This window comes from Acinetobacter sp. YH12231 (assembly GCF_013417755.1).
GTDB lineage: Bacteria > Pseudomonadota > Gammaproteobacteria > Pseudomonadales > Moraxellaceae > Acinetobacter > Acinetobacter amyesii.
Genome location: NZ_VPDJ01000003.1, coordinates 29,969 through 54,751 on the forward strand (window position 1 = coordinate 29,969; position 24,783 = coordinate 54,751).

Consider the following 24,783-nt stretch of genomic DNA (forward strand, 5'->3'; position numbering starts at 1 on the left):
TTCATTTATGGCCGTCCCCCCTATCTGCACGCCTTATAAAAAAAACAGATTCTAGCTGTCCCCAGATGAATGAATTAATTCTGCCCGCAATTATGATGAACATGCGCAATATAAATACCTTCCCGTTCTGAGCGAAAAGCGCCGTGTGCATGTGCGGGCCTTCAACTGAGCATTAAACAAACCGGCCAGGCAACAAGATCGAAGCTAAACATTGAAATCACGACATAATACGCACAAACCGTGGCTCGGGGCGCAGCACCTACCTAGCCTATTCATTTTCAGATATAATTTAGCGCTAAGCATCGATCAAATATTCAAAATTTAAATATAGTAACCAAACACTTAAATATAAAATTTCAACATAATTATTATGAGACTTTATGAAAACAGAATTTGACATTTATGCTAAAAAACCGCTGATTTCATGGCCAACAATTTTAATGCTTATTTTACTAGGCATTGCGATGGTCTTTATTATACCTTTTTTCAAATGGTTTAGAGATCAAGCTCAACCGCTTAACGTCAGCATAGTGATTGAATACCTGCAATTCACCCTAAAAAATTTCCCGATTTACAAGCTGCAAGCCGATCATGCCCAGCTGATCCTGCTCTACATCGTATCTATAATTGTCATTGATTACTTAAAAACGCAGATTAAACTGGTCATTACGCCTGATAAAATTTATTACCGCTTGTGGAAAATACCTCTCAGCACATTCATTCAGCGGCAGGAGGTAGAATACTGTCAATTTGCCATTCTTGGTATAAAACGCCCAAAACGGATCTCATGGCTGCAGCGTCCTATTTATCAGACTGCCAACAAAGAAAATCCACAGCTTTTATTCTTCCCCCTTAAAAATGTTCAATCTCAACTGCACCTTGCATGCTTAAGTGAACATGAAAAAGGGCAGCTGATTCAAATACTCAAACAATATTATAATTTTCAGGATGAGATTGCGGCGCTGACGCTTTCTCAAGAAGATCTGCAAAATTTAATTCTGCAAACCAAGATCAGCCCGCGGATCGCCTACCTGATTATCGGCAGCGTTCCTATTGGTATTTTGGGCTTATATTTAAACGCGCAAGCGCAGTTCTTTTACATTTCCAATTATCCGGTTTTGCTGTGTTTGGCCATTATTTTTCTGCTGATTTTCATTCCAAGCGTATTGTGGATACAAAAAGATATTCCCAAAATGGCGTTTACAGGAAGCGTGCTGTCCAGTACATTTTTAACGCTGAGCCTGAGCTTTTTTCTAATGCCGGTATTGCATAGTTATTATGCTTTGCATTTTGGCACTCATAAAATGACCGATGCGCAATTACTCTCAATGGATGCAGATGGTCAGAAATGGTTGTTATTAGACAACCAGCAAACTTTTCATATTTTACCCAAAACACCTTTCTACAACACGCACTTTAAAATAAATGCAATTTATGAATTTCCCATTTATTATCATTGGCATAACTATCATTTTCAGCACCGAGACCTTGCTTATGTCCAGCTTAAAACAAAAACCGATTAATATTGGTTAAGCTTACATAAGAATTTAAAGCCCAAAAAAAGACCGCTAAAAGCGGTCCCTTTTTAAGTCATAAAGACTTATGCAGCTAATGCATCTTTAGCTTTAGAAGCTAAAGCAGCAAACGCAACTGCGTCATGCATAGCGATGTCAGCAAGTACGCGACGGTCGATAATCACTTGAGCTTTTTTCAAGCCAGCGATCATACGGCTGTACGACAAACCATTTTGACGAGCACCGGCATTGATACGCGCAATCCATAGAGCACGGAATTGACGTTTCTTTTGACGACGGTCACGGTAAGCATATTGACCTGCTTTGATTACTGCTTGGAACGCTACGCGATATACGCGTGAACGAGCGCCGTAGTAACCTTTAGCACGAGCAAGAATTTTTTTATGACGGCGATGAGCCTGTACACCACGTTTAACACGAGCCATTTATAATCTCCTTAGATGTATGGGCACATACGGCGAACTGAAGCAACGTCACTTACGTGAACCATTACACAGCCGCGTAATTGACGGATACGCTTAGCAGATTTTTTGGTCAAAATGTGTCGTTTGAACGCTTGGTGACGTTTAAAACCGTTTGCAGTTGGCTTGAAGCGTTTAGCTGCACCACGGCGAGTTTTCATCTTAGGCATAAGAACCTCTTTTGAACACCTGTTCGGCACGTCTGCACCATTGCAAAGACGCCCTGCAGGTAAGGGAGCGAGTATTCTAAAGCATCTTTGCTCAAAACAAAAGCGAATCTTTCTACCGAATATCGAACTTAATTAATTTTCTGATATAGATTTTCCGATGATTTTATAAGCGATGCCCAATAAGGCTTATATAATGTCGGCACGCCAACTATTAATGTCCATTATGAAACCTGCACAGGATGCTTTTGCAGCCCTACGTTATCGGGATTTCTCGATTGTTACGCTTAATCAATTTTGTCTGACCTTAGCCATTTTGATTCAAGAAATTATTGTTGCTTACTCACTGTATCAAATCACTAAAGACCCGCTAACACTGGGCTTAATTGGTTTAGCTGAAGCAATTCCTTTTATTGTTCTCTCTTTGTGGGGAGGATACTTTGCAGATCGTTTCAATAAACAGACCATTATGAAAATTTGTCTGTTTTTTTCTGTACCTATGCCACTAATTCTTTGGGGGTTATTTCACCAATATGGTCTCGGCCAAATTGATGTCACCCAACTGTCTTGGGGAATTTATGCGGTCATTTTTGGGCTTGGAACGATCCGTGGTTTCTATAATCCCTCGGCAACGTCGCTTAAACCTTTTTTAATCCCGCGGGAGCTCTATGCCAATGGTGCAACATGGACAACGATTGGTTGGCAAAGTGGGGTGATTATTGGGCCAATGCTTGGCGGTTTTATGTTGGCATTTTTAGGCCGTGAAACCAGCTTACTCAGTGTTGCGGCGCTACTAACGGTCTGCTTCGTTCTCATTAACCTACTCAATAAACGCAGTTTTCCTAAAATTGAATCTGACAATTTAAAAGATAGTTTAAGTGAAGGTTTTCGATTTATCTGGAAAACCAAAATTGTCCTTTGGGCGATTTCACTCGATTTAGTTTCTGTGCTTTTTGGTGGCGTGATTGCCCTCTTACCGATTTTTGCCGAAGATATTTTAAAAGTGGGGCCTGAAGGTTTAGGCTACTTACGGGCAGCACCGTCTATTGGCGCCCTGATCACTATGATTGCATTGACCAAATTCCCTCCAACTCATCATGCATGGCGTAATATGTTATTGGCTGTAGCGGGTTTTGGTGTATTTACCATTTTATTCGCATTTTCAAGCAATCTTTGGTTATCACTCTTTGCACTGGCAATGACTGGGGCATGTGACAGCGTGTCTGTGGTGGTTCGTCAGACCATTTTGCAACTTTATCCACCTGAAAATATGCGAGGTCGTGTTGCTGCGGTGAATGGCATGTTTGTTTCTAGCAGTAATGAACTTGGAGCTTTTGAATCGGGACTTGCAGCAAAATACATGGGCACGATCATGGCGACACTTTTTGGTGGTTGTATGACCATGGCTGTTGTTGCAATCAGCTGGGCAAAAACCCGTGACTTGTTTGGGATCGACATTACCCATCAGTCAAAAAAATAATGGCATATTTTCCATTTAAACCTTGCCAGTATTTCCAATACAGGAAATACTGCGCAGCAATATCGACGCATTCATCACTCACATTGTGATCTTAGAATAGACTTATGAAACAATATCTGTGCTTAACCCTTTTGGCCTGCGCTCCATTTTCTACAGCGTTTAGTGCTTCAACCAAAACCCATCAACTTCCGGCACAGAATATTGAAGTTGCTCCTGCACATTTAACCACGCGTTTAAATTGGTCGGTTTTTCCAAAACCGGTATATGCCAATGAAGACCTCAAGCAACGTGACCGCGCGGCCATTATTCGTGTTACAGCAAATGCAAAAGGCACCATTACCGATGCAAGTGTTGAAGAAAGTACAGGTGTCGATCAACTCGACCGAATCTTAATTTCTGCTGTCAAAAAAGCTAAAGTCAAACCACATTTAGAAAATGGTGAAGCCAAAGCCATTATTGGCTATCAAGCGTTTAATTTGAGAGTTAAAGGCAATACGCCTGAATGTGATTTCAACTTTGATTCAAAAGTTTGGAAGGCACAAAGTGCAGATAAGAAAACGCCATTCCAATATGTATCTCAACCAAAATTAGATCTCACTAGTCATGAGTTGAAACAGCATGATCGTAAAGTCAAATTTAACTTTAAAGTGGATAAACACGGACAAGTAAAAAAGGTCAAGATCAAGCAAGGCTCTGGCATTTATGCACTCGATCAGAAAGTCGTTGAAGCATTGAGAAATAGTCAGATCTCGGTTAAACGTACTGCGAGCACCCTTTGGATCTATAAAAAGTCGAACTTTAAAGATGAAATTCAATTTCAAGTAAATGGCTGCTCATAATCTCAATTTTTAGCGGCATTAAAATAATGCATTGGCATGCCGCGCACTGATGGAATGACTATGTTGAAACAATATACAGCAATAGGTCTAATGCTCTGTGCAAGCACAGTGATGTGCACGCAGTATGCTGCCGCTGAGACTGCGCCCGCCAGCGAAGTAAAAATATTGCAAGACAGACCTGTCAGCTGGATGCGCGCACCCAAAGTTAAATTTGAGCCAGGAGATCTGGAAGGACGCCCTAGATTTGTCAATGTCGCAATTGATGCAGACAACTCGGGCAACATTACCGCAGTCAAAATCATCACCAGTTCAGGCTTGCCAGATTTGGATGATATGGTCATTAACGCGGTAAAAAAGGCACGCTTCAGGCCTTATATAGAATCGGGCATCAGCTATCCCTTCCGAGCGACGCAGCCATTTGAATTTAATGCTGATGACTATTCATCGACACGTAAAACACCAAAAAGAAAGCCCATCAAAACCTGCTGGGCTGATTTTGAGCCCGAGGGCTTGCAGCTCCAACAGTCTGGCCAACATAGAACATTTCAATACAAAGACGTCCCCGCAATGAAGCTGCCGATGACGGAATCTGAAGCAAAACAATTCAGCATAGATTTTAGTTTTAGCGTAGATCGTAAGAACCAAATTTCCGATATTCGTTTAATACAAAGTCCAAGTGATCCAATTGCCCGCTTGCTATTAAAGAAATTTGAACTGGCAAAAATCGAAGCGCCACGTAAGTTTTATCAGATCTTTAAAATTCAATTTAAAGAGCGCATTCAGCTGAAAAATATTCAATGTAATTGAAAAAATAGCCCGTAGATAAACAGATAACGTCCAATTTTGGCGATACTGACCAGTGTGAAAAATCGCCAGAAGTTTTCTTTCATTAAACCCGCGATTAAAGTAATTGGGTCTCCAATCATCGGCAGCCAACTCAGTAGCAAAGACCAATAGCCATATTTGTGATAAATGCCCTGTGCCTGCTGCATTTTTGGCTCTGACACGGGAAACCATGTTTTATTTTTATAATGTTCTACTTTTAAACCGAGCCACCAATTCACACAAGAACCGAGGATATTTCCGATACTGGCCACCAAAATCAGTAGCCATGGATTGTGTTGACCATAGCTCAACAATCCGAGCAATACGGCTTCGGACTGTAAAGGAAGTAAGGTCGCAGCCCCAAATGCCGCGAAGAATAAAACTAAAAACGACCACATCGAAACGAATGCTTAGAGACCTAATTTTTTCTTCGACTTCAAATATTCAAAATTTGACCAAAGCACTGCTGCAACAATTACAACGATTCTCGACCATTTATATTGTGAAGAAATCGGTTCAATCGCAGCTCGCATCAAGTTTTGATCTTTGGTATGTAAATCTGCAAGAATATTTTGAACATGCACAATTTCAGCGACAAATAGCACTAAGCAGCCTGCAATACCCAAAATAATACTCCAATAGATTCTTGGGTTATTTTCAACAATACGGGTAAAATTTAAGAAAAAGTCTTTCATCGCAAAATCGTCCAACTAAGCCGTCAACAACGCGTTCTTTCGGCAGCGCCGCATTCTAACACAGCGTTAGAATTTTCTTCCGTCCTATCTAAAATCTTAAGGTGAGTCTTTCCGCACTTTACTTTTATACATGAGACTTCTAATCTGCCACGCAAATATTGAATAATTTTAACTCACTTTATGAAAAAAATTCTTTGCTTAAGTTTTATCGTGTTATTACAAATTTTGACCGCTTTATATGCACAAAGTCCTTCTGAAGTTGCCAAACAACACGTGATTACACAAGATCAAATGATTTGGCAAAAGCGACCTTTCTTTAACTTCAACAATGACGATCTGGGCAATCAAAATCGTGACCTTAGTTTTAAATTGTATGTTTTAGCCACTGGCGAAGTTCAAAAAGCTGAATTAATCAAAAGCTCTGGACTTACACACATTGATAAGCGGGTTGAGCAGTCACTTTTACGTGCCAAGTTCAAACCTTATATCGAAAATGGTGTAGCCTCCCCCCTTTGTTGCCTTACAGCCCTTCTCACTCAAGACCCTGAAAGAAAACCAAAGACCTTGGTGGAAAAAGCTTCTATTTATTTCGTAAAAAAAGAGCATGTTTCCATGCTCTTTTTTTAAACGTGTATTGCTAAGGCTTTTTGTACCGCTGGACGGGCCGTCAGTCGATCGATATAGTCTTTCACGTATGGATAATCTTCCAGCTGAATTTGCTGCCATTCATGACGCAGTGCCCAAGGCAGAATAGCCATATCTGCAATCGAATACTCTCCAGCCACAAATTTTTGACCAATCAACTGATGGTTCAAAACTTTATATAAGCGTTTAGATTCATTTACATAACGTTCAGTTGCATACGAAATACGTTCAGGTGCAAAACGACTAAAATGATGATTTTGTCCTAACATGGGCCCAAAACCACCCATTTGCCACATCAACCATTGTTCAACTTCAACGCGCTCAAACTCATCTTCTGGATAAAACAAACCTGTTTTACGTCCAAGATATTGCAGAATCGCACCAGACTCAAAAACTGAAATTGACTCTCCTCGTGGGCCATTCTGATCCACGATTGCAGGGATTTTATTGTTCGGAGAAATTCTCAAAAAGTCTGGCTGAAATTGATCATTTTCCAAGATATTAATCGGAAAAATTTGGTATTCCAAACCCATTTCTTCTAAAGCGATGGTAATTTTATGTCCATTGGGTGTACCCCAATAGTAGAGATCAATCATCTATATTCCTTTTTAATTTTCAGTAAGGCAATCTCATTTTGCTTTATGTATAACATGTTTAATCCAGTGAAAGCTTGTCAGTTTTTCTGCAAAGTAACGTTAAAATGTGAATTATCACTTTGCTTTTAAAATCACTTAAGGTACAAAAATTCAAAAAATATAATTTTTTTATAAAAATCCCTTGAAAAAAATCAGCACAGACCGATATTGATACATGTACAAGGATCAAACGATCTTGTTAGTGAACAGTGGATGCCAAGCATCACTGAACATTTCTTATTGTTACAACTTTGCTTATTAAAGAGAGTTCTAATTATGAGTAGTTTAAATCTTAACCCACTTTTCCGTCGTAGCATTGGTTTTGATCGTTTCAACGATTTATTTGATTATGCTATGCAAAGCGACACACCAAATTACCCGCCATACAATATTGAAAAAACGGCTGAAAATAGCTATCGCATTGTGGTGGCAACCGCAGGTTTTACAGAAGATGAACTTTCGCTAAACTTAGAAAATCAAGTGCTAAGCATTTCAGGTAAACCAACTGAAGCGCAAGATACAACTGTGGAATTCCTGCATAAAGGCATTGCTCGTCGTACATTTAAACTGTCTTTACGCTTAGATGAACATATAGAAGTGCAACAAGCCCTATATGAAAATGGTTTATTGACAGTGGACTTACAGCGTATTATTCCTGAAGAAAAACTACCACGCCAAATTCCAATTGGCAAAAAGGCATTGATAGAAAGTCATGTCCAAGAAAATATCGCTGAGTAAACCCTCATAAAAAAAAAGACCCTTCGGGGTCTTTTTTTTGAAAAAAATAGTTAAATTCGTAACATAATAAAAAAGAATTAAAATCATCCCATCTCAAAAATATAGTGTCTAGATTGCAAATTTTATGTTCTGATTTTTTATTCCAAACTAAATACTCCCTATAGGTGTTTTAATGAATCCTTGGTGGGTCTGGCTTACAAGCTGTTCATCTACTCTTTTTCAATTTTGGCGTATCTTGCAAAAAATAATCCTACTTTGTATTACTATCTATTTCTATGAAATGTACTTTGTTCTGATTGCTTTTATGACATGGAATATACGACCTAATATTACCAAGATGAAAATCTATTGGAGGGTACTGAAAATCCCCATCTCACGGCCGGTGTTATGTAAATAGATCTCACATAGTTAGCTCAATAAAAAGCTTTGCTCACTTTATACCTACATTAAAACTAAATTAAAGCATTTCAAAACGTCTGAATCGAAACAACGATTGAATATCAATTAAAATATAATCAAATTTGTCTTTCTTAAAGAAACTTACTTAATACCCTCAGACATAAGTTCGCATTCATGAATTTTGCTCTATTTTCCAATCAATACGCAGCAAAAATTATTGGTGCCCTTGAACATCATTGAGATTAAAAAACCAAAATATAGGCAAAAAAAAGCACTGCAAATGCAGTGCTTTTTTAATGGATACTTACTTTTTCTTTTTAGGACCAAGCAGCATACCCATTTGACGGCCTTCCATTTTCGGGGTTTGTTCAACAACACCGTATTCAACTACGTCAGCTTCAATTTTTTGTAATTGAGCCAAACCAAGTTGTTGGTGAGCCATCTCACGACCACGGAAACGAAGCGTGATTTTTACCTTATTGCCTTCTTCAAGGAACTTGATAATGGCACGTAGTTTAACGTTGTAGTCACCAACATCAGTACCAGGGCGTAGCTTGATTTCTTTCACCTGTACTTGATGTTGTTTTTTCTTCGCTTCTTTTTGCTTTTGTTTTAGATCAAACAAATGCTTGTTGAAATCCATGATTTTGCAGACTGGTGGCTCAGCATTAGCAACAATCTCAACAAGGTCAAGATCTACTGCTTCTGCAGCACGCAAAGCGTCAGCAAGAGATACAATCCCTTTTTGCTCGCCATTTTCGTCTACTAGACGGACTTCTTTTGCACGAATTTCATCATTCAAGGCAGGACGGTTTGATTTTCCGCCCTGTTGATTACGGTCAGGCTGTTTAATCGCTTTTACTCCACAATGTACCGGCCGCGTTCGGCTACGGCTGCTTTTACTAGGTCAACGAATGCATCAATTGACATAGTACCCAAATTTTTTCCAGAGCGAGTACGGACGTTTACAGTACCTTCCTCAACTTCACGGTCCCCAAGAACCAATAAGTAAGGAATACGCTCTAAAGTACGTTCACGAATCTTAAAGCCGATTTTCTCATTTCTCAAGTCTGAAATCGCGCGGATACCGCTTTCTTTAAGTTTAGCGACGACTGACTCACATGCTTCAGCTTGTGAATCGGTAATGTTCATCACACATGCTTGAATTGGAGACAACCAAGGTGGCATGAAACCAGCATAGTGTTCAATAAGTATACCAATAAAACGCTCGAAACTGCCAAGAATTGCACGGTGCAACATTACAGGCTGATCACGGTCGTTATCTTCAGTCACATAAGACGCATCTAAACGTTCTGGTAAGTTAAAGTCACATTGAATTGTACCGCACTGCCATACACGACCTAAGCAGTCTTTCAATGAGAATTCAATTTTCGGACCGTAGAATGCACCTTCACCCGGTTGAAGTTCCCACTCTAGGCCTGCAGCATCTAAAGCATCTGCTAAAGATTTTTCTGCCATGTCCCAAAGTTTGTCATCACCTACACGTTTTTCTGGACGTGTCGACAACTTCATTTGTACTTCTTCAAAGCCAAAGTCTTTATAAACATCTAATGTCAGTTTAATAAAGTCTGCAACTTCAGTACCGATTTGTTCTTTGGTACAGAAGATATGCGCATCATCTTGGGTAAAGCCACGTACACGCATAATGCCGTGTAATGAACCCGATGGTTCGTTACGGTGACATGAACCAAACTCAGCTAAACGGATTGGCAGGTCACGGTAAGATTTCAAACCTTGGTTGAAGACTTGCACGTGACATGGGCAGTTCATTGGTTTTACTGCATAGTTACGGTTCTCTGAGTGAGTCGTAAACATATTTTCAGCATAGTTTGCTGCGTGACCTGATTTTTCCCAAAGCGTGAAATCAACCACTTGCGGTGTACGGATTTCTTGGTAACCGTTGTCTTGCTGAACTTTACGCATGTATTGTTCAAGTACCTGGTAAATGGTCCAGCCGTTCGGATGCCAGAACACCATACCCGGTGCTTCTTCTTGCATATGGAACAAATCAAGCGCTTTACCAATTTTACGGTGATCGCGTTTTTCTGCTTCTTCAATACGTTTTACATAAGCTGCAAGCTGTTTCTTGTCTGCCCACGCTGTACCATAAATACGTTGTAACTGTTCGTTTTTCGCATCACCGCGCCAGTAAGCACCAGAGATTTTAGTCAGCTTGAACGATTTTAAGAATTTAGTATTTGGAACGTGCGGACCACGGCACATATCCAAGTAGTCTTGATGATAGTACAAGCCCATTTCTGTTTCGTTAGGCATGTCTTCAATCAGACGGAGTTTGTACTCTTCGCCACGTGCAGTGAATTCTTTGATCACTTCGTCACGTGGTGTCATTTTTTTGATGACATCATAATCTTGATCGATGAGCTTTTTCATACGCTCTTCAATCGCTGCCATGTCATCTAAAGTGAATGGACGTGGCATCCAAATGTCATAGTAGAAACCTTCTTCAATGACAGGACCAATTACCATTTTTGCTTCTGGGAACAGTTGCTTAACTGCATGACCCACTAAATGTGCACAAGAGTGACGAATGATATGAATACCATCTTCATCTTTAGGCGTGATAATTTGAAGGCTTGCGTCTTCGGTAATCAGATCAGATGCATCTACTAAACGATCGTTTACACGACCTGCAACTGTATTTTTTGCAAGACCAGGACCGATGCTTTGAGCAACTTCCATCACAGATACGGCATGATCAAATTCTTTTTGATCGCCATTTGGCAAAGTGATAATTGGCATAGAAAATCCTTAAGGAGTGATGCCCCGTACAATAGAGCATATCACCGCGAGATTATGATCGAGGGAATCCCTCAAAAGATAAAAACGGTGGATAAATAAATTTCGACCTAAATTTTACACGCCCTGCCAACTTTAATAAACCTCTAATCCCATGGAAGTTGATTTTTCTGCCGCCTTTTACAAGACTCCTGTTAATTCAAGCAGATTTCAGCCGAAATGCACTTTATGCTATCAACATAATAATCACGTTCTAATTCATAAAATTATTCCGAATTTCGAACACCTATACCCACTGAAATCTCTATTTAGGCAGGTATCATGCAAGCACATTCACTTATATCTTGGTCTAGTTTAAAACCGCTCCAACCCGCTTATGCGCTCGCAGTCAATGTCGATCTTATGGTCTTAAGGCTTGAAGATGATGATGCAGAACAAGTTGTGGTCATGTATGGACGTTGCCAGCACCGCGGTGCACTCATGGCAGATGCACATATTCAGGGGGATAAAATCGTCTGTGGGCTGCATGGCTCGCACTATATTTATAAAACTGGCATCAACCCGCGTTATCTGAATAAAAATCTGCAAAAATTTAAAGCATGGGGTAGAGAACGATCAGGTTTTTGTAGATTTAGAAGAAATTAAAGCTTGGGAAAAATGCAATCCACAGCAGTATAAACGCGATCAATACCAAGGTTTATATGCAGATTCGGCACCCGCACCTGAAGAACCATATAATAAATTGATCTTGGAACTTGCACGCAATGGCTTAAGTAAATTTGGACATCATGGCCCGACAGCTGCCATGGGCGTGCCTTTCAATCAACTCCCGAAATGGGAGGACATTCAACTGATCACCGCACAACTGTGGAAAATTCCATTGTTAGATGATGCACCCGTAGCAACCGAAGTGGTAATTGGCCCAAATGCTAAAAAACCCTTAAAACTCAAAATCCCCCTGTTTGTGTCAGATATGAGTTTTGGTGCGTTATCTCAAGAAGCCAAAGTTGCCCTTGCAACAGGTGCTGAACTTGCAGGTACAGGCATTTGCTCAGGTGAAGGCGGAATGCTTGCTGAGGAACAAGTGACCAACTCACGTTATTTTTATGAACTTGCATCAGGTCGTTTTGGCTATGACATCGAAAAAGTTAAAAAGTGTCAGGCCTTTCATTTTAAAGGCGGTCAAGCGGCAAAAACAGGTACGGGAGGATATCTGCCAGGCCATAAAGTGGTTGGTAAGATTGCAGAAGTGCGTAAATTACCAGAAGGCACCGCAGCCATTTCCCCTGCGACCTTCCCCGACTGGACGCATCTTTCACAATATCGTGAATTTGCAAAATATGTCCGAGCAGAAACCGGCGGCATTCCGATCGGCTATAAACTCTCTGCACAGCATATTGAACGTGATATTGATACGGCTATCGCCATTGGTGTCGATTACATTATTTTAGATGGCCGTGGTGGTGGTACAGGTGCAGCACCTACGCTATTCCGTGACAATATTTCTGTTCCAACCATTCCTGCACTGGCACGTGCGCGTCGTCATTTAGACCGTTTAGGACGGTCAGATATTAGTTAAGTGATCACAGGTGGACTTCGTGTACCCGCTGACTTTATTAAGGCACTGGCTTTGGGAGCAGATGCCATCGCTATTTCAAACTCTGCCATGCAAGCCATTGGCTGTTTAGGTATGCGTGCCTGTCAGACCAATGATTGTTCTGTTGGCATCGCCACGCAACAAGATCATTTACGTCGTCGTTTAGAAATAGACAAATCGGCACAACAACTGGCGAATTTTCTAAATGCATCCGTTGAACTGATGCAAGTCATGGCACGTGCCTGCGGACATCATCATCTCAATCAATTCTGCAAAGATGATCTCACCACATGGAAAAAAGAAATGTCGAACCTCACTGGTATTCACTATGGTGGATTTGAGTAAGCTTCAAATCGTGAGCTTTTTTTTTCAAAATCATTGAGCCTAAAAAAGGAGTCCAAGTGGGCTCTTTTTATTCTCTGAAGGTCTCGAAGGCCATGAGTCGATCGGCTTGGTACCACCAAAGCTGTGCAAATTGAGGGATAATCATTTCACTTTGCGCAGGGCGTAAAAAAACATAATCATCTACTTCTATGCTGCTTGTCTGTGGAATTTGCACAAGTTCCTGATTACTACTACGACCATATAACCCATGGGGCTGACTGCCTTGAGGATAAACATAGTTCCCTCGCCAATAACCTCCATAAATAAACACAGCCTGAGATTTTGCCCAACGACTGAGCCACTCTAATTGCGGTAATTCTGTCCGCGGTAACACTTTTAGCACAGGTGTGGCGATCCACAAAGCATTTTGAAAAGCGTGCAAAGCTTTCAGTTCAAAATCTGCGGGTTTTAACAGCATCGAACCAAATGAGACTTCGTTACAGACGCTCTGCTGACAATGAAAACTAAAACTAGGACTACCACCACCATTCCAACAGGTGTGTTCATCACATAGAGTAGGATAGCGCTGTTGTACATAAGCTTTGAATTGTTGATAACTTTGCTGTGACAGTTGATAAGTCTGTTCAGCAGATTGAATCAGTCGTGGAATCTTCGCCACATGTGCGTCGTAGCCCATCAATCCTGAAAATTTTAAATGTTGAGGATGTCGAACGATTACATCCAAAATAGCCTTTAGCTCATTGATGGTTTTCAGGCCACCACGGTGTAGCCCCACATCGATTTCAATATTAATACGTAGACACAGTTGATGCTGCTCAGCAAATTTTAGGTATTGGCCTAAACGCTGTTCACTATCAATCAGCCATTGCACTTGCAATTGAGTTGCCTGCAAAAACGCCTTGTCTGTATGGTTCAAGGCCTGAATCGGCATCGGTTTTCCAAACAACACATCAGCTTGCGGCATCGACTCGAAAAGTGTTTTTAGATGTGCAAAATGAAACAGCATGTAACGCTGTGTCTTGAGCTGTGTAGCACAATGTTGAAGCAATGCCATGCATGCCAAGGATTTCACCACCAAGCGCGGATGCAGACTGTGTGGTATTTGCTGCTGAGTGATCACCAAGTTGTGATTTAATGCGGCAACATCCACGATTAACTGGGGCATACCTGTACCAATGTGTTTGAGCAAGGTATTCAATTGTTGATAATATGCATCCATGCATATGCTCCAATATCTTTATTAATATCTTATCTTCCAGATTATTCAAAAAATAATTTTTGCAAATAAGGGTTAATCCACTTTTGTGTTGGATCAAGCTCCTGTCTAATCTGCATGAACTCATCCCATTTCGGATATAACGTTCTTAACTGCGCCGCCTGTAGGCTATGAATTTTGCCCCAATGTGGTCGGCCACCGTATTTAAGTAAAATTGGCTCAACCCATTTAAAAATAGCTTGATAATCTTGTTTATAAAATTGGTGTATGGAAATTGAAACAGAATCTTGCTGATAGAAAGGACTCAGCCAAATATCATCTCCGCGCACCAAACGATATTCAATCGGAAAAAACATCGGAACCTTATGTCGTCGAAGGGTATGCAAAATTTCTTCTAAACAATTCATCCCGTGTTGCAGCGGAATCTGGTATTCCATCTCATTAAATTTGGTATTTCGAGCAGAAGGAAAAATTCGACTTGACCAGTCTACGTTCATCGAAGGTTTGACAAAAACACCTAATAATTTTTGTAGCCATGGATTCAGTGGTGGAAAGAATCGCGTCAATTCTGCACAAAATTTGAGTAATACGTCGTCATCTAAGCACTGTTCTTTCCGCGGTTGAAGGTTATCTTCCGTCTCATCTAAGGTTTTTAAAATAACCTGATCGGCATGACTAAATGCCCAGAACTCAATATGTCGATGTTCATATTGCCATTGCTGCATATTCTGCATGACATCGTTCAGTGGACATAATCGCGTCTGTTCTTTGAGTTTATACATCGGTCGATTTTGCAGCTGTACATGCGTCAGCACGCCTAAACTCCCGAGTGAAACACGCCCTGCTTGGAAAATTTCGCTGTTCTGTTCAGCACTGCATTGTAGTAACTCGCCCTGCGCGGTTAATAACTCAAACCCCTTAACCAGTGCCGATAAACACGGCAATTCGAGTCCTGTGCCATGTGTCCCTGTTGCGATAGCTCCAGCCAAACTTTGACGATCAATATCTCCTTGATTGATCAGTGCCTGATCAAAAGACGCGAGCTTCTCGCCCAAATCAAATAATCGTGTGCCAGCTTGGACGGTACTTTGGCAGCGTTCAGCATCGATATCTAGAATACCTTTGAGATGATCTAAACTTACTAAGGTATCTGTGGTTTTTGCCAAAGGGCTAAAAGAGTGCCCTGCGCCAACCATACGAATCTTAGGTTGGGATTGAACCACCTCCATTAACTGCTCAAGATTTTTCGGTTGTGTAAATGACTTCGGGATCGACTTCTGAGCACCTGACCAATTTTCCCATGCAATGTCGTGTTGAATTGTCATATTCATCCTTATCGCCATACTTTTTATTGTATTCAGCCGTATTGTTTTATTTTTGATTTCCGCTTTTGCAATGTTGATGCACAAGCCATCTTGATTTTTTACTTAGATTATACGAAGTTCTGTATCTTCTCAAATTTAAGTTTATTGTTATAAAACAGCAAATAAGCCACGATCAATTAAAGAGAAAATAATTCATCTATATAGCCACAAAGACTATTCAAGGCGCTCTAGATTATTCGATCAGCATCATTCAAACATTATCAATAAAGAGGATCACACACGGAAATATCTGCAAAATCAGCATAAAAAACCAACAATTATTGTCTATTTTTCAGCTAAATTATTTATTCTAAAAAATCAATTTTGAGAACTACAGGGTTCATTTTCGCCACTGAATTGTATTTTATTTTATTCATTTTCAATCACTTAAAAAATTAGTATAAATACTCGACTAAAGCATAAATGCAGAGACCCTATGGACTGAATTATTGTTAAGTCAGATTTAAAACAAATATACATGGACTTGGAGTACCACGATGGTTAGCGCATACGATGAATTGCCACGGACCCCGGCAAATTTTGTGGCACTTTCGCCTCTACGTTATTTAGAGCGTGCAGCCTATATTTATCCTGATCAGGATGCCATTATCCATGGCAATCGTCATATTTCATGGCGCCAAACGTATAACCGCTGTCGTCAATTTGCACATCAGTTGCAACAATTAGGCATTGGCAAAAACGACACTGTGTCTGTGTTATTACCGAATGTTCCTGCTATGGTTGAAGCACACTTTGCCGTACCAATGGCCGGTGCTGTACTGAATACGCTAAATACACGTCTTGATGCGAAAACCATTGCCTTCATGTTGGAACATGCGGAAACCAAAGTCCTGCTGGTTGACCCTGAATTCACTCAAGTAGCCACAGAAGCTTTAGCTTTAATCGATCAAGACATTTATGTCATTGATGTGGCAGATGCTGAATTTGAAGGTACAGCACAACCGATTGGACAAATCGAATTTGAAGACTGGTTGGCGCAAGGTGATGCCAACTTTGAATGGCACTTACCTCAAGATGAATGGGATGCCATTAGTTTAAGCTATACCTCGGGTACCACAGGGAATCCAAAAGGCGTGGTGTATCATCACCGCGGCGCATATATCAATGCAGCGAGTAACATCATTGCTTGCGGCATGACGCCACGTGCAACGTATCTGTGGACGCTTCCTCTATTCCACTGTAATGGCTGGTGCTTTGCATGGACGATGGCAGCCAATGGCGGAACCAATATTTGTCTACGTAAAATCGACCCTGAACTGATTTTCAAACTGATCGCAGAGCACAAAGTAGATTATTTCTGCGGTGCGCCAATCGTACTTTCAATGATGATCAATACGCCTGAAGAGAAAAAAGCGCAATTTGACCATCGCGTTGAAGTGATGGTTGCTGGTGCAGCGCCACCTGCTGCGATTATTGAAGGGATGCGTAATATTGGTATCAATGTCACACATGTTTACGGTTTGACTGAAACCTATGGTCCATCAGCACTTTGCGCATCGCAAGCTGGTTGGTCTGATCTTTCCATTCAAGAACAAGCACAGTTGCATTCTCGCCAAGGTGTGCCATACCCGCTTCAAGATGGCATGAAAGTCATTGATCCTGAAACCATGTTACCTGTTCCGCATGATGGCCAGACCATGGGTGAAATCATGTTCCGTGGCAACATCGTAATGAAAGGCTATTTGAAAAACCCAGAAGCAACGGCTGAAGCCTTTGCCGGTGGCTGGTTCCATACCGGTGACTTAGCGGTCTGCCAACCCGACGGTTATGCCAAAATTACTGACCGCTCTAAAGATGTAATCATTTCAGGGGGTGAAAACATTTCATCGCTCGAAGTGGAAGAAATTCTGTATCAACACCCTGCTGTACTGACCGCTGCAGTGGTTGCAAAGCCTGACCCTCGTTGGCAAGAAGTGCCTTGTGCCTTCATTGAATTGAAAACAGGCAAAGAGGCAACACCTGAAGAACTGATCGAATTCTGTAAACAACATCTTGCACGTTTCAAAGTGCCAAAAGATGTGGTGATTACCGAAATTCCAAAAACCTCGACAGGTAAACTTCAAAAGTTTGTTTTACGTGAATGGGCTAAAGAGCGCGCTGTTGGTGAATTTGGTTAATATTAAAACTCAAAAGCCAAGCTTGAATTTTTCACCATTCAAGCAAAAAAAAGCGACCTGATCAGGTCGCTTTTTAATGTAAAGTCTACATCTTCACGCTTTGCTTTAATGATCAGATCATGTTGAATTATCTGATCATTGAGCTATCTAAGCACTTGGCTATCTAATAATGCATTAGTTATCAGATAATAAAGCCACTTGTTGAATGTAGTTAAACAATTTCAACTTCGATGCATTCAGTTCTTCTTCGCTTACATTTTTGGCTATATCACGTTGAATACGCAAAATATGCTGACGAATAGGATGATGTTCAGCAGCATTATGTGCTTTCATGAACTCTTTAATGACTGGATCACCTTGGGCAATCATACGTTCAGTCCAGCGTTGAAGCTGCGCTGTTTTTTTCGCACCTTGCTGTGGGGTTAAATAAGATAAAATCATGGTTTCATCTTCATTACGCAGCAATTTACCTACACGTTGAAACTGACGGCGTCGTGCTTCATGTGAAGTAATGGTTTGTGCATCAAGTAGTGCTTCGATCAGACGCTCTTCTACAGGAAGATTTTTAATCTGTTTAGGATTCAGTTTTGCAAGTTCCTCGCCCAAAGCAGCCATACGTTGTACAGCTTTCTTTTGCTCAGTTTTACTTGCACGTCCTTCTAAGGATTCAAAGTCTTCTTCGGTATAGCGGTTCGGTCGACGTGCCACGTTTAATCTGCCTCGTAAAATTTTGCTGCAAACAGTGCTTGAATTTCAGACAAAGCTTTTTCTTCATCTGCACCTTCAATCACTAAGCGTAAAGTTGTGCCCTTGCCTGCGCCAAGCATCAGCAAAGACATAATATTTTTGGCATCTACTAATTTTCCACCCTTACCAATTTGAATCGACGAGCGAAATTTGGTCGTGACTTCGATTAGCTTGCCAGATGCACGCGCATGTAAACCCAGTTTATTAATTACGTCAACAGTTGTGTCGATCATGACCAGTGCTTCATTTCTCTATGTAGAACCTGAATAGACCATTTTGCCTCAAGTGCTTTTTTTAGTCTATCTACGATATATACCGAACGGTGTTGCCCACCTGTACACCCGATCGACACCGTCATGTAATGACGATGCCCTTCGGCAAATGCCGGCAGCCATTTATCCAAAAAATTATAAATATCTTGGAACATTTCATTGGTTTGTTCACTTTGTTGTAAAAACTGACGAACTGGCTCATCTAATCCTGAATACTTACGCAATTCCATATCCCAGTGTGGATTGGGCAAATGACGGACGTCAAAAACATAATCTGCATCGAGTGGAATACCATGCTTATAGCCAAAAGACTGTAAGATCAAAATTAAATTATCTGCCTGTCCGAGTTTAGACAGCAAGGTATGTTTTAAATCATGTACGCTCTTATCAGTAGTATCAATATGTACTGTCGAGCGTAATTGAATCGGCAACAGTAAAGATTTTTCTTCCTGTATGCACTCATTTAAACTTTTGAAACGACTTGCCAACGGATGGGGACGTCGAGATGAACTGAATCGCGCAATCAATTCCTGATCACGCGTGGTCAAATAAATAATATCGACTGAGCCATGGCGTTGTAGCTGTTGAAAAACCAAATCGAACTCTTGTAAATCTGCACGTGTACTGCGGACATCCACACCCAGTGCCAATTGTTCAAGATTATTTTCTGAATCGAGTTTTTCAACAATTTCGGGGAGTAAGGCCAATGGCAAATTATCGATACAGTAATAGCCCAAATCCTCAAGTATCTGTAATGCAGATGACTTTCCAGATCCAGATTGTCCTGTAACAATTAAAATGCGCTTCATCGCTTGCTACCCCATAGCCGTTTTAAACTGCAGTATATTTAACCTGCATATTATCAATAAGACGTGTTGCGCCTAATTTAGCCGCAATAAACAACACCACGTCTTGATCAAATTCTTCAATTTTCTGTAATTCAGGTGTACGTGCTTCAACATAGTCCACAACAAAACCCGCCGCTGTCAATGTTGCTTTAATATTCGCTAACACATCTGCAAGTTGAGTTCCAGCATGTAATTCTGCCTCAGCCGTTTTCAAGCTTTGGTAAATCGTTGGTGCAATCGCACGATTTTCCGCACTTAAATAACCATTGCGTGAACTCAATGCCAAACCATCTTCAGCACGAGTAATCGGCACACCAATCACTTCTAGTGGAATATTTAAGTCACGTACAAACTGACGAATCACTGCAAGTTGCTGGTAATCTTTTTGCCCAAAGAATGCAAAATTCGGTTGAACAATATTAAAGAGTTTTGTCACAACAACAGCAACACCGTCAAAATGACCCGGACGCTGTTCGCCACACAAATCATTGGTAATGCCGCCCACGCTAATATTGGTTAAGCGCGGTTTGTTGCCATACATTTGTTCAACAGTCGGCGCAAACACGATGTCACAACCCACTTCAGCCAATAAGTGCTGATCTTGTTCCAAAGTGCGTGGATAGTTGTCAAAGTCTTCATTTGGACCAAACTGAATTGGGTTAACGAAAATACTCACCACCACGACATCACACAGTTTACGTGCTTCACGAACTAAATTGAGGTGACCTTCATGCAAGTTCCCCATCGTTGGTACAAAACCAATGATTTTACGCGCAGCACGTGCTGGATTTAGCGATGCACTTAAACCTTGAATCGTTGTTTCAGTTTTCATGTCTTACAGCTCAATTTGGAATGTATGTTCTTTGGCAGGGAAGCTACCATCTAGTACGGCAGCATGATACGCCTTAAACGCATCCACAATTGCCGTTTCCCCTGCTTGCTCTTTCATAAAGTTGCGAACAAATTTCGCCACGTGACTAAACGTCAGTCCCAGCATATCTTGTTGAACCAAGACTTGAGCATCCGTTTCTGCACCGGCACCGATCCCAATCACAGGTGTATTTGGGAACAATTCACTAATTTCTTTACCCACTTGGGCAGGAACACATTCCAAAAGTAAAAGTGCTGCACCTGCATCAACCACAGCTTTACAGTCTGCAATGAGTTGATCCGCAGTTTCGCGTGTACGTGCTTGCACTTTATAACCGCCAAACACATGAACCGATTGCGGAGTTAACCCTAAATGCACACACACTGGAATACCATTACGGGTCAATACTTCAACTGTTTCTGACAACCATGCACCACCTTCCAATTTGACCATCTGCGCGCCTGCTTGCATTACGGTCTTTGAATTCACCAAAGCATCATTCAAAGTGGCATAGGTCATAAATGGCAAATCTGTCAGAATAAACGCATGCTTATTGCCACGACGCACTGCCGCAGTGTGATATGCCATATCTTCAACAGTGACAGGTAAGGTTGAGTCATTACCTTGAATGGTCATCCCCAATGAATCACCAATCAGAATACTATCGACTTCAGCAACTTCCATTGCTTTTGCCATGCTCGCATCATAGCAAGTCAAGCAGGAGAATTTGCGGCCTTCCGCTTTAAATTTTTTCAAGTCACTTAGACTAATCATTTCAATATTCCTCAGATGACGGCTTTCTCAAGTGGTCATACAAAAATTAAAGATGGGCCCAGTTTCCTGCATCCAATACAGTTAAATTTGGATTATTCAAAATAGGTAAATCTTTTAATGGTTGTCCTTTAATCTGTAGATTCTCATCTAAATCCAATAAAGGTTTCAACACAAAATCACGTTCTAAAACACCAACATGAGGCACCGTTAAACGTTCATTTTGAATGTGCTGTTCACCGTAAATCAGTAAATCTAAATCCAGTGTACGCTCGCCCCAATGGCGTAGGCGTACACGCCCCGACTCTTGTTCAAAGCGTTGTAATTCATCCAACAAAGCCAAAGGTGCTAGATCAGTTTCTAATGCAACCGCTGCATTTAAATAATTCGGCTGATCTTGTGGCCCCATTGGTGGGCTTTGATACAGTTGTGAGACTTTTACAGTACCGAGTGTCGCAAGTTTATGCACCGCTTCACTGAGGATCTGCAGGGAATCACCTAAATTACTGCCTAAACCAATATATGTCAGCGTCATTGTGTTGGCCCAAAAATAACCTGAGTCAGATCTCGTTTCACACGTTTACGTTTTAAAATCGGATGATCTGCACCAATTTCACCACTGGCTGACGCTGCAACAATTGATACTGTCGCTGGACTGTTGGCATGTGATTTAGGCTTACGTTGACGGCGACTTCTGCTTTCTGGTTCATTCACAAGTGGTTCAATTTCAACTTGCTGATGTGCAGAAGTTTTCGTTTCCACATCTTCATGCGCCGCTTTACGACGACTCTTGGCACGTTGACGATTGTATTGGCTAATTGCCCGTTCTTTTTCGTCAGTGCTCATCTGCTGATAAGCATCCCACCACTGGCCCATACCTTGCGTGCTTGTATCACCCGATTTTTCACGCAGCAGCAAGAAGTCAAAGCCTGCACGGAAACGTGCATGACCTGAAAGTGCTTCAATTTGCTGTGGTTTTGGATTCAGCAAACGGGTTTGCATTTCCCAAACCTCACGAATAAACGTTTCGGCAAAGCGTGGAATAATGGTTCGTGTAGCTTGACGTTTCAATACATCTAAGCCCGCTTGAGCACGTGCTTCAGCTGGAACAACACCTTTATTCAGATAGAACGTACAACGTTCTTGGAACGGAATCCACAATAATACGGCATAGAAAAATGCAGGGTTAATGGTTTTCCCAATCGAAATACGTTGATCGGTATTTTTTGCTGCCAACTCAATAAATGGCGTTACGACCGGTTTGATATCTGCAAATAATTGATACCAGATACCAAAATCGATCAGCATCGGTAAGACGCGATTGAGATGCCCCATGGTAAAGAGTTTTTGTGACTCATCGTATAAACGATGTGGAGACACATCACGCAGCAATTGAGTAAGTTCTGGAGTAAAGACCTCCAGAATTTTTTCATCAATATTAAAGTTTAATTTGGCTGCAAAACGTAAAGTCCGAAGCATCCGCACAGGATCTTCTTCAAAACGTAATTGTGGATCACCCAATAAACGCAACGTTTTATGCTTAATGTCATCTACTGCATGACAAAAATCTAGCACTTCACCTTTGCGTGGTTGGTAATACATTGCATTGATCGAGAAGTCACGACGTGCAAAGTCTTGCTCAATCGTACCCCAATTATTATCACGTAAAATCATGCCCGCAGCAGAAGTCACGGCTTTTTTAGGTGGCGCACGGAAGGTCGCAACTTCGATCAGTTCACGTCCTGAGTAGACATGCGCCAGCTCAAAACGACGACCAATAATTCGGCAACGTCGCCCGAAGACTTCTTTCACCTGAGCTGGTGTCGCATTAGTTACGGCATCAAAATCTTTAGGTGCATGACCCAACATTAGGTCACGGACACCGCCACCCACGATATAAGCTTCATAGCCTGCCTTAGTTAAGGCATCAATCACATCTAAAATGGAAGAAGGTAATTGTGCGGTTGATAAACCACATTTGGACGCGCGCAAAGTTTGCAAAAGACGCTGTCTCCTACGTCTGAACGTAAAATTCTTAAGATGTCGCTAATGATATCTCTAACACAATCAAAGGGCAATTTGATTATCTCGATGCTCAAGCTGAGCTTAACCTAATTCTTTTTTTTACACTTCACTTAAAGTGCCAATTTTGCTTTATTTTTAGCAAACAGCGCAGGACCGATGCCCTTAACCTGTTGAATATCATCAATGCTTTTAAATAAGCCATTACTTTTACGATATTGCACAATGGCTTCTGCTTTTTTCTGACCAATTCCATGCAATGTCTGCAGTTCATCGACTGAGGCTGTATTTAAGCGTACCTGATCTGATCGGCTATTTTGCTGAGTGCTGGGTCGTGACAAATAATAGTTGGCATTGCTGGGTGCAGTTGCCGATTTGGACTTAGAGGCCTCAGATTGCTTTTTTAATTGTTGATCTTGAGCTTGTTGCATGGCTTTCCATTCCGCGTAGCCCGAAGGGCTTTGAGCAAAAGTTAAATCTGCCATTAAACTCAAAACCAAGACAAGTAATTGTGTAGAGTATTTATTCTTTAGGATGTGGTACATATTCAGCCTGTTGTTTTAATTGTTGTTTTGCCTGTTCCCATAACTGATCCATTTCAGTCAGGGACAAGTCTTCTACATGTTTTTGTTGTAATGTGGCCTGTGCTTCAATATAAGCAAAACGGCTTCTAAATTTATGAATGGTACTTAACAGTGCCATCTCACTTGAGATGCCAATCTTACGTCCAACATTCACTAGAGAAAATAAGCAATCACCAAATTCATCAAATATTTCGTCGGATTTTTTGCCTGCCAAGGCCTCTTTTAACTCCCCTAGCTCTTCCTCAAGCTTGCCATAAGCCCCTTCAATATCTGGAAAATCAAATCCAATTTTCGCCACATTTTTTTGGATTTCATCTGCTTGGCTTAATGCAGGTGCATGTTTAACCTCATCTAATCTAGATGCTGATTTCCCTGCTTTTTCTTGTTGTTTAATCTGTTTCCATAGTGTTGCCACATCATCCGCATTGAGTGCAGAAAACTGCTCTGCCTGAAACACATGGGGATGACGGCGAATTAATTTATCTGTAATGGCTTGCACCACATCTTGAAAATCAAACGCGCCTTGTTCGCTATACATCTGCGACTGAAAAACCACTTGCAGCAACAAATCCCCCAGTTCATCTCGCACATCGTCAATCTGACCTGAACGAACCGCCGCTTCAACTTCATAGGCATCTTCTATAGCATAACGAGTCAGACTTTCTGGGGTTTGCTTTTGATCCCATGGACATTTTTCACGTAATTCTTTCATCACTGCTAATAATTGTTCCATGTGAACTCCAGCTATTTACTCATCAGTACATTGTTTCGATTACAGAATTTGATATGCTCAAAATTCACTCAGGGAATG

General features: G+C 41.1%; 26 protein-coding genes and 1 pseudogene. 9 read left to right on the plus strand and 18 right to left on the minus strand.

Going from position 1 to position 24,783, the window contains the following annotated elements:
- Window positions 1-380 precede the first annotated feature (380 nt).
- Window positions 381-1,523, plus strand: a complete 1,143-nt coding sequence (locus FTV11_RS01430) for a hypothetical protein (protein WP_180011779.1) — start codon at window positions 381-383, stop codon at window positions 1,521-1,523.
- 77 nt (window positions 1,524-1,600) lie between these two features.
- Here the strand turns inward: FTV11_RS01430 and rplT are convergent, their stop codons facing one another.
- A complete protein-coding gene (rplT, locus tag FTV11_RS01435) occupies window positions 1,601-1,960 on the minus strand; it encodes a 50S ribosomal protein L20 (RefSeq protein WP_004647525.1) in 360 nt (119 codons plus the stop codon).
- An 11-nt stretch (window positions 1,961-1,971) separates the two neighbouring features.
- Window positions 1,972-2,166, minus strand: coding sequence for a 50S ribosomal protein L35 (rpmI, locus tag FTV11_RS01440; protein WP_065994397.1), 195 nt, complete (start codon window positions 2,164-2,166; stop codon window positions 1,972-1,974).
- A 223-nt stretch (window positions 2,167-2,389) separates the two neighbouring features.
- On the opposite strand from rpmI, the gene FTV11_RS01445 reads away from it, so the two are divergent.
- The 3 genes from FTV11_RS01445 (at window position 2,390) to FTV11_RS01455 (ending at window position 5,289) form a co-directional block, all read left to right on the plus strand.
- The gene (locus tag FTV11_RS01445) at window positions 2,390-3,643 is read left to right on the plus strand and encodes an MFS transporter (protein WP_180073307.1); all 1,254 of its coding nucleotides are present in this window, start codon (window positions 2,390-2,392) and stop codon (window positions 3,641-3,643) included.
- Window positions 3,644-3,747: 104 nt separating this feature from the next.
- Window positions 3,748-4,482: an energy transducer TonB gene (locus FTV11_RS01450; protein ID WP_180025967.1), complete on the plus strand. Its 735-nt coding sequence runs from the start codon at window positions 3,748-3,750 to the stop codon at window positions 4,480-4,482.
- A 60-nt stretch (window positions 4,483-4,542) separates the two neighbouring features.
- Window positions 4,543-5,289 carry an energy transducer TonB gene (locus FTV11_RS01455; RefSeq protein ID WP_180020973.1) on the plus strand — a complete coding sequence of 249 codons (747 nt, stop codon included), beginning with the start codon at window positions 4,543-4,545 and terminating at the stop codon, window positions 5,287-5,289.
- Here FTV11_RS01455 and FTV11_RS01460 read toward each other — a convergent pair.
- A complete protein-coding gene (locus tag FTV11_RS01460) occupies window positions 5,277-5,705 on the minus strand; it encodes a YqaA family protein (RefSeq protein ID WP_180025968.1) in 429 nt (142 codons plus the stop codon). The genes FTV11_RS01455 and FTV11_RS01460 overlap by 13 nt on opposite strands.
- 12 nt (window positions 5,706-5,717) lie before the next feature.
- Window positions 5,718-6,002 carry a hypothetical protein gene (locus tag FTV11_RS01465; RefSeq protein WP_180025969.1) on the minus strand — a complete coding sequence of 95 codons (285 nt, stop codon included), beginning with the start codon at window positions 6,000-6,002 and terminating at the stop codon, window positions 5,718-5,720.
- A 210-nt stretch (window positions 6,003-6,212) separates the two neighbouring features.
- Here FTV11_RS01465 and FTV11_RS01470 point away from each other — a divergent pair, with 210 nt between their 5' ends.
- The gene (locus FTV11_RS01470) at window positions 6,213-6,629 is read left to right on the plus strand and encodes an energy transducer TonB (protein ID WP_180025970.1); all 417 of its coding nucleotides are present in this window, start codon (window positions 6,213-6,215) and stop codon (window positions 6,627-6,629) included.
- Here the strand turns inward: FTV11_RS01470 and FTV11_RS01475 are convergent.
- Window positions 6,626-7,243 carry a glutathione S-transferase N-terminal domain-containing protein gene (locus tag FTV11_RS01475; RefSeq protein WP_180073262.1) on the minus strand — a complete coding sequence of 206 codons (618 nt, stop codon included), beginning with the start codon at window positions 7,241-7,243 and terminating at the stop codon, window positions 6,626-6,628. The two genes, FTV11_RS01470 and FTV11_RS01475, sit on opposite strands and share 4 nt — an antisense overlap.
- Before the next feature lie 315 nt (window positions 7,244-7,558).
- Here FTV11_RS01475 and FTV11_RS01480 point away from each other — a divergent pair, with 315 nt between their 5' ends.
- Window positions 7,559-8,020 carry an Hsp20 family protein gene (locus FTV11_RS01480; protein WP_180011698.1) on the plus strand — a complete coding sequence of 154 codons (462 nt, stop codon included), beginning with the start codon at window positions 7,559-7,561 and terminating at the stop codon, window positions 8,018-8,020.
- A 703-nt stretch (window positions 8,021-8,723) separates the two neighbouring features.
- On the opposite strand, the gene infC is transcribed toward FTV11_RS01480, so the two are convergent.
- Both infC and thrS read right to left on the minus strand, forming a co-directional pair.
- A complete protein-coding gene (gene infC, locus FTV11_RS01485) occupies window positions 8,724-9,272 on the minus strand; it encodes a translation initiation factor IF-3 (RefSeq protein ID WP_180026032.1) in 549 nt (182 codons plus the stop codon).
- Between the two features lie 5 nt (window positions 9,273-9,277).
- Window positions 9,278-11,200: a threonine--tRNA ligase gene (gene thrS, locus FTV11_RS01490; protein WP_180073263.1), complete on the minus strand. Its 1,923-nt coding sequence runs from the start codon at window positions 11,198-11,200 to the stop codon at window positions 9,278-9,280.
- Window positions 11,201-11,518: 318 nt separating this feature from the next.
- On the opposite strand from thrS, the gene FTV11_RS16945 reads away from it, so the two are divergent.
- Both FTV11_RS16945 and FTV11_RS17005 read left to right on the plus strand, forming a co-directional pair.
- Window positions 11,519-11,842, plus strand: coding sequence for a Rieske 2Fe-2S domain-containing protein (locus tag FTV11_RS16945; protein WP_218950446.1), 324 nt, complete (start codon window positions 11,519-11,521; stop codon window positions 11,840-11,842).
- Window positions 11,843-12,002: 160 nt separating this feature from the next.
- A pseudogene (locus FTV11_RS17005) lies at window positions 12,003-13,139 on the plus strand (FMN-binding glutamate synthase family protein).
- 67 nt (window positions 13,140-13,206) lie between these two features.
- Here FTV11_RS17005 and FTV11_RS01500 read toward each other — a convergent pair.
- Together FTV11_RS01500 and FTV11_RS01505 are read right to left on the minus strand one after the other, a co-directional pair.
- Window positions 13,207-14,358, minus strand: coding sequence for an alanine racemase (locus tag FTV11_RS01500; protein ID WP_180073264.1), 1,152 nt, complete (start codon window positions 14,356-14,358; stop codon window positions 13,207-13,209).
- A gap of 41 nt (window positions 14,359-14,399) precedes the next feature.
- Window positions 14,400-15,680: a D-arabinono-1,4-lactone oxidase gene (locus FTV11_RS01505; protein WP_180073308.1), complete on the minus strand. Its 1,281-nt coding sequence runs from the start codon at window positions 15,678-15,680 to the stop codon at window positions 14,400-14,402.
- A 536-nt stretch (window positions 15,681-16,216) separates the two neighbouring features.
- On the opposite strand from FTV11_RS01505, the gene FTV11_RS01510 reads away from it, so the two are divergent.
- Window positions 16,217-17,857, plus strand: a complete 1,641-nt coding sequence (locus tag FTV11_RS01510) for an acyl-CoA synthetase (protein WP_180065880.1) — start codon at window positions 16,217-16,219, stop codon at window positions 17,855-17,857.
- A gap of 174 nt (window positions 17,858-18,031) precedes the next feature.
- On the opposite strand, the gene yjgA is transcribed toward FTV11_RS01510, so the two are convergent.
- The 9 genes from yjgA to mazG all read right to left on the minus strand — a co-directional run bounded on the left by yjgA (window position 18,032) and on the right by mazG (window position 24,705).
- Entirely contained in the window at window positions 18,032-18,565 is a 534-nt protein-coding gene (gene yjgA, locus FTV11_RS01515) for a ribosome biogenesis factor YjgA (RefSeq protein WP_180073265.1), read from the minus strand.
- 2 nt (window positions 18,566-18,567) lie between these two features.
- A complete protein-coding gene (locus tag FTV11_RS01520; RefSeq protein WP_067763492.1) occupies window positions 18,568-18,837 on the minus strand; it encodes an HPr family phosphocarrier protein in 270 nt (89 codons plus the stop codon).
- On the minus strand, window positions 18,834-19,685 hold the full coding sequence (rapZ, locus tag FTV11_RS01525; protein WP_078189595.1) for an RNase adapter RapZ: 852 nt from the start codon (window positions 19,683-19,685) through the stop codon (window positions 18,834-18,836). Before rapZ ends, FTV11_RS01520 begins: the two co-directional genes overlap by 4 nt.
- Window positions 19,686-19,707: 22 nt before the next feature.
- Window positions 19,708-20,556, minus strand: coding sequence for a pantoate--beta-alanine ligase (gene panC, locus FTV11_RS01530; RefSeq protein ID WP_078192648.1), 849 nt, complete (start codon window positions 20,554-20,556; stop codon window positions 19,708-19,710).
- Between the two features lie 3 nt (window positions 20,557-20,559).
- On the minus strand, window positions 20,560-21,369 hold the full coding sequence (panB, locus tag FTV11_RS01535) for a 3-methyl-2-oxobutanoate hydroxymethyltransferase (RefSeq protein ID WP_180007226.1): 810 nt from the start codon (window positions 21,367-21,369) through the stop codon (window positions 20,560-20,562).
- A 46-nt stretch (window positions 21,370-21,415) separates the two neighbouring features.
- The gene (gene folK, locus FTV11_RS01540) at window positions 21,416-21,901 is read right to left on the minus strand and encodes a 2-amino-4-hydroxy-6-hydroxymethyldihydropteridine diphosphokinase (protein ID WP_180005386.1); all 486 of its coding nucleotides are present in this window, start codon (window positions 21,899-21,901) and stop codon (window positions 21,416-21,418) included.
- Window positions 21,898-23,367 (minus strand): polynucleotide adenylyltransferase PcnB, encoded by a 1,470-nt coding sequence (gene pcnB, locus FTV11_RS01545; RefSeq protein WP_180025975.1) that lies wholly within the window; start codon window positions 23,365-23,367, stop codon window positions 21,898-21,900. The genes folK and pcnB overlap by 4 nt, the downstream gene beginning before the upstream one ends.
- Before the next feature lie 134 nt (window positions 23,368-23,501).
- Window positions 23,502-23,933, minus strand: coding sequence for a ComEA family DNA-binding protein (locus FTV11_RS01550; RefSeq protein ID WP_180025976.1), 432 nt, complete (start codon window positions 23,931-23,933; stop codon window positions 23,502-23,504).
- A complete protein-coding gene (mazG, locus tag FTV11_RS01555; protein WP_180073266.1) occupies window positions 23,911-24,705 on the minus strand; it encodes a nucleoside triphosphate pyrophosphohydrolase in 795 nt (264 codons plus the stop codon). Before mazG ends, FTV11_RS01550 begins: the two co-directional genes overlap by 23 nt.
- Between the last annotated feature and the right edge of the window lie 78 nt (window positions 24,706-24,783).

Coding starts and splice junctions, on each gene's coding strand:
- FTV11_RS01430 (WP_180011779.1), top strand. CDS start 381: ATGAAAACAGAATTTGACATTTATGCTAAAAAACCGCTGATTTCATGG.
- rplT (WP_004647525.1), bottom strand. CDS start 1,960: ATGGCTCGTGTTAAACGTGGTGTACAGGCTCATCGCCGTCATAAAAAA.
- rpmI (WP_065994397.1), bottom strand. CDS start 2,166: ATGCCTAAGATGAAAACTCGCCGTGGTGCAGCTAAACGCTTCAAGCCA.
- FTV11_RS01445 (WP_180073307.1), top strand. CDS start 2,390: ATGAAACCTGCACAGGATGCTTTTGCAGCCCTACGTTATCGGGATTTC.
- FTV11_RS01450 (WP_180025967.1), top strand. CDS start 3,748: ATGAAACAATATCTGTGCTTAACCCTTTTGGCCTGCGCTCCATTTTCT.
- FTV11_RS01455 (WP_180020973.1), top strand. CDS start 4,543: ATGTTGAAACAATATACAGCAATAGGTCTAATGCTCTGTGCAAGCACA.
- FTV11_RS01460 (WP_180025968.1), bottom strand. CDS start 5,705: ATGTGGTCGTTTTTAGTTTTATTCTTCGCGGCATTTGGGGCTGCGACC.
- FTV11_RS01465 (WP_180025969.1), bottom strand. CDS start 6,002: ATGAAAGACTTTTTCTTAAATTTTACCCGTATTGTTGAAAATAACCCA.
- FTV11_RS01475 (WP_180073262.1), bottom strand. CDS start 7,243: ATGATTGATCTCTACTATTGGGGTACACCCAATGGACATAAAATTACC.
- FTV11_RS01480 (WP_180011698.1), top strand. CDS start 7,559: ATGAGTAGTTTAAATCTTAACCCACTTTTCCGTCGTAGCATTGGTTTT.
- thrS (WP_180073263.1), bottom strand. CDS start 11,200: ATGCCAATTATCACTTTGCCAAATGGCGATCAAAAAGAATTTGATCAT.
- FTV11_RS16945 (WP_218950446.1), top strand. CDS start 11,519: ATGCAAGCACATTCACTTATATCTTGGTCTAGTTTAAAACCGCTCCAA.
- FTV11_RS01500 (WP_180073264.1), bottom strand. CDS start 14,358: ATGGATGCATATTATCAACAATTGAATACCTTGCTCAAACACATTGGT.
- FTV11_RS01505 (WP_180073308.1), bottom strand. CDS start 15,680: ATGACAATTCAACACGACATTGCATGGGAAAATTGGTCAGGTGCTCAG.
- FTV11_RS01510 (WP_180065880.1), top strand. CDS start 16,217: ATGGTTAGCGCATACGATGAATTGCCACGGACCCCGGCAAATTTTGTG.
- FTV11_RS01520 (WP_067763492.1), bottom strand. CDS start 18,837: ATGATCGACACAACTGTTGACGTAATTAATAAACTGGGTTTACATGCG.
- rapZ (WP_078189595.1), bottom strand. CDS start 19,685: ATGAAGCGCATTTTAATTGTTACAGGACAATCTGGATCTGGAAAGTCA.
- panC (WP_078192648.1), bottom strand. CDS start 20,556: ATGAAAACTGAAACAACGATTCAAGGTTTAAGTGCATCGCTAAATCCA.
- panB (WP_180007226.1), bottom strand. CDS start 21,369: ATGATTAGTCTAAGTGACTTGAAAAAATTTAAAGCGGAAGGCCGCAAA.
- folK (WP_180005386.1), bottom strand. CDS start 21,901: ATGACGCTGACATATATTGGTTTAGGCAGTAATTTAGGTGATTCCCTG.
- FTV11_RS01550 (WP_180025976.1), bottom strand. CDS start 23,933: ATGTACCACATCCTAAAGAATAAATACTCTACACAATTACTTGTCTTG.
- mazG (WP_180073266.1), bottom strand. CDS start 24,705: ATGGAACAATTATTAGCAGTGATGAAAGAATTACGTGAAAAATGTCCA.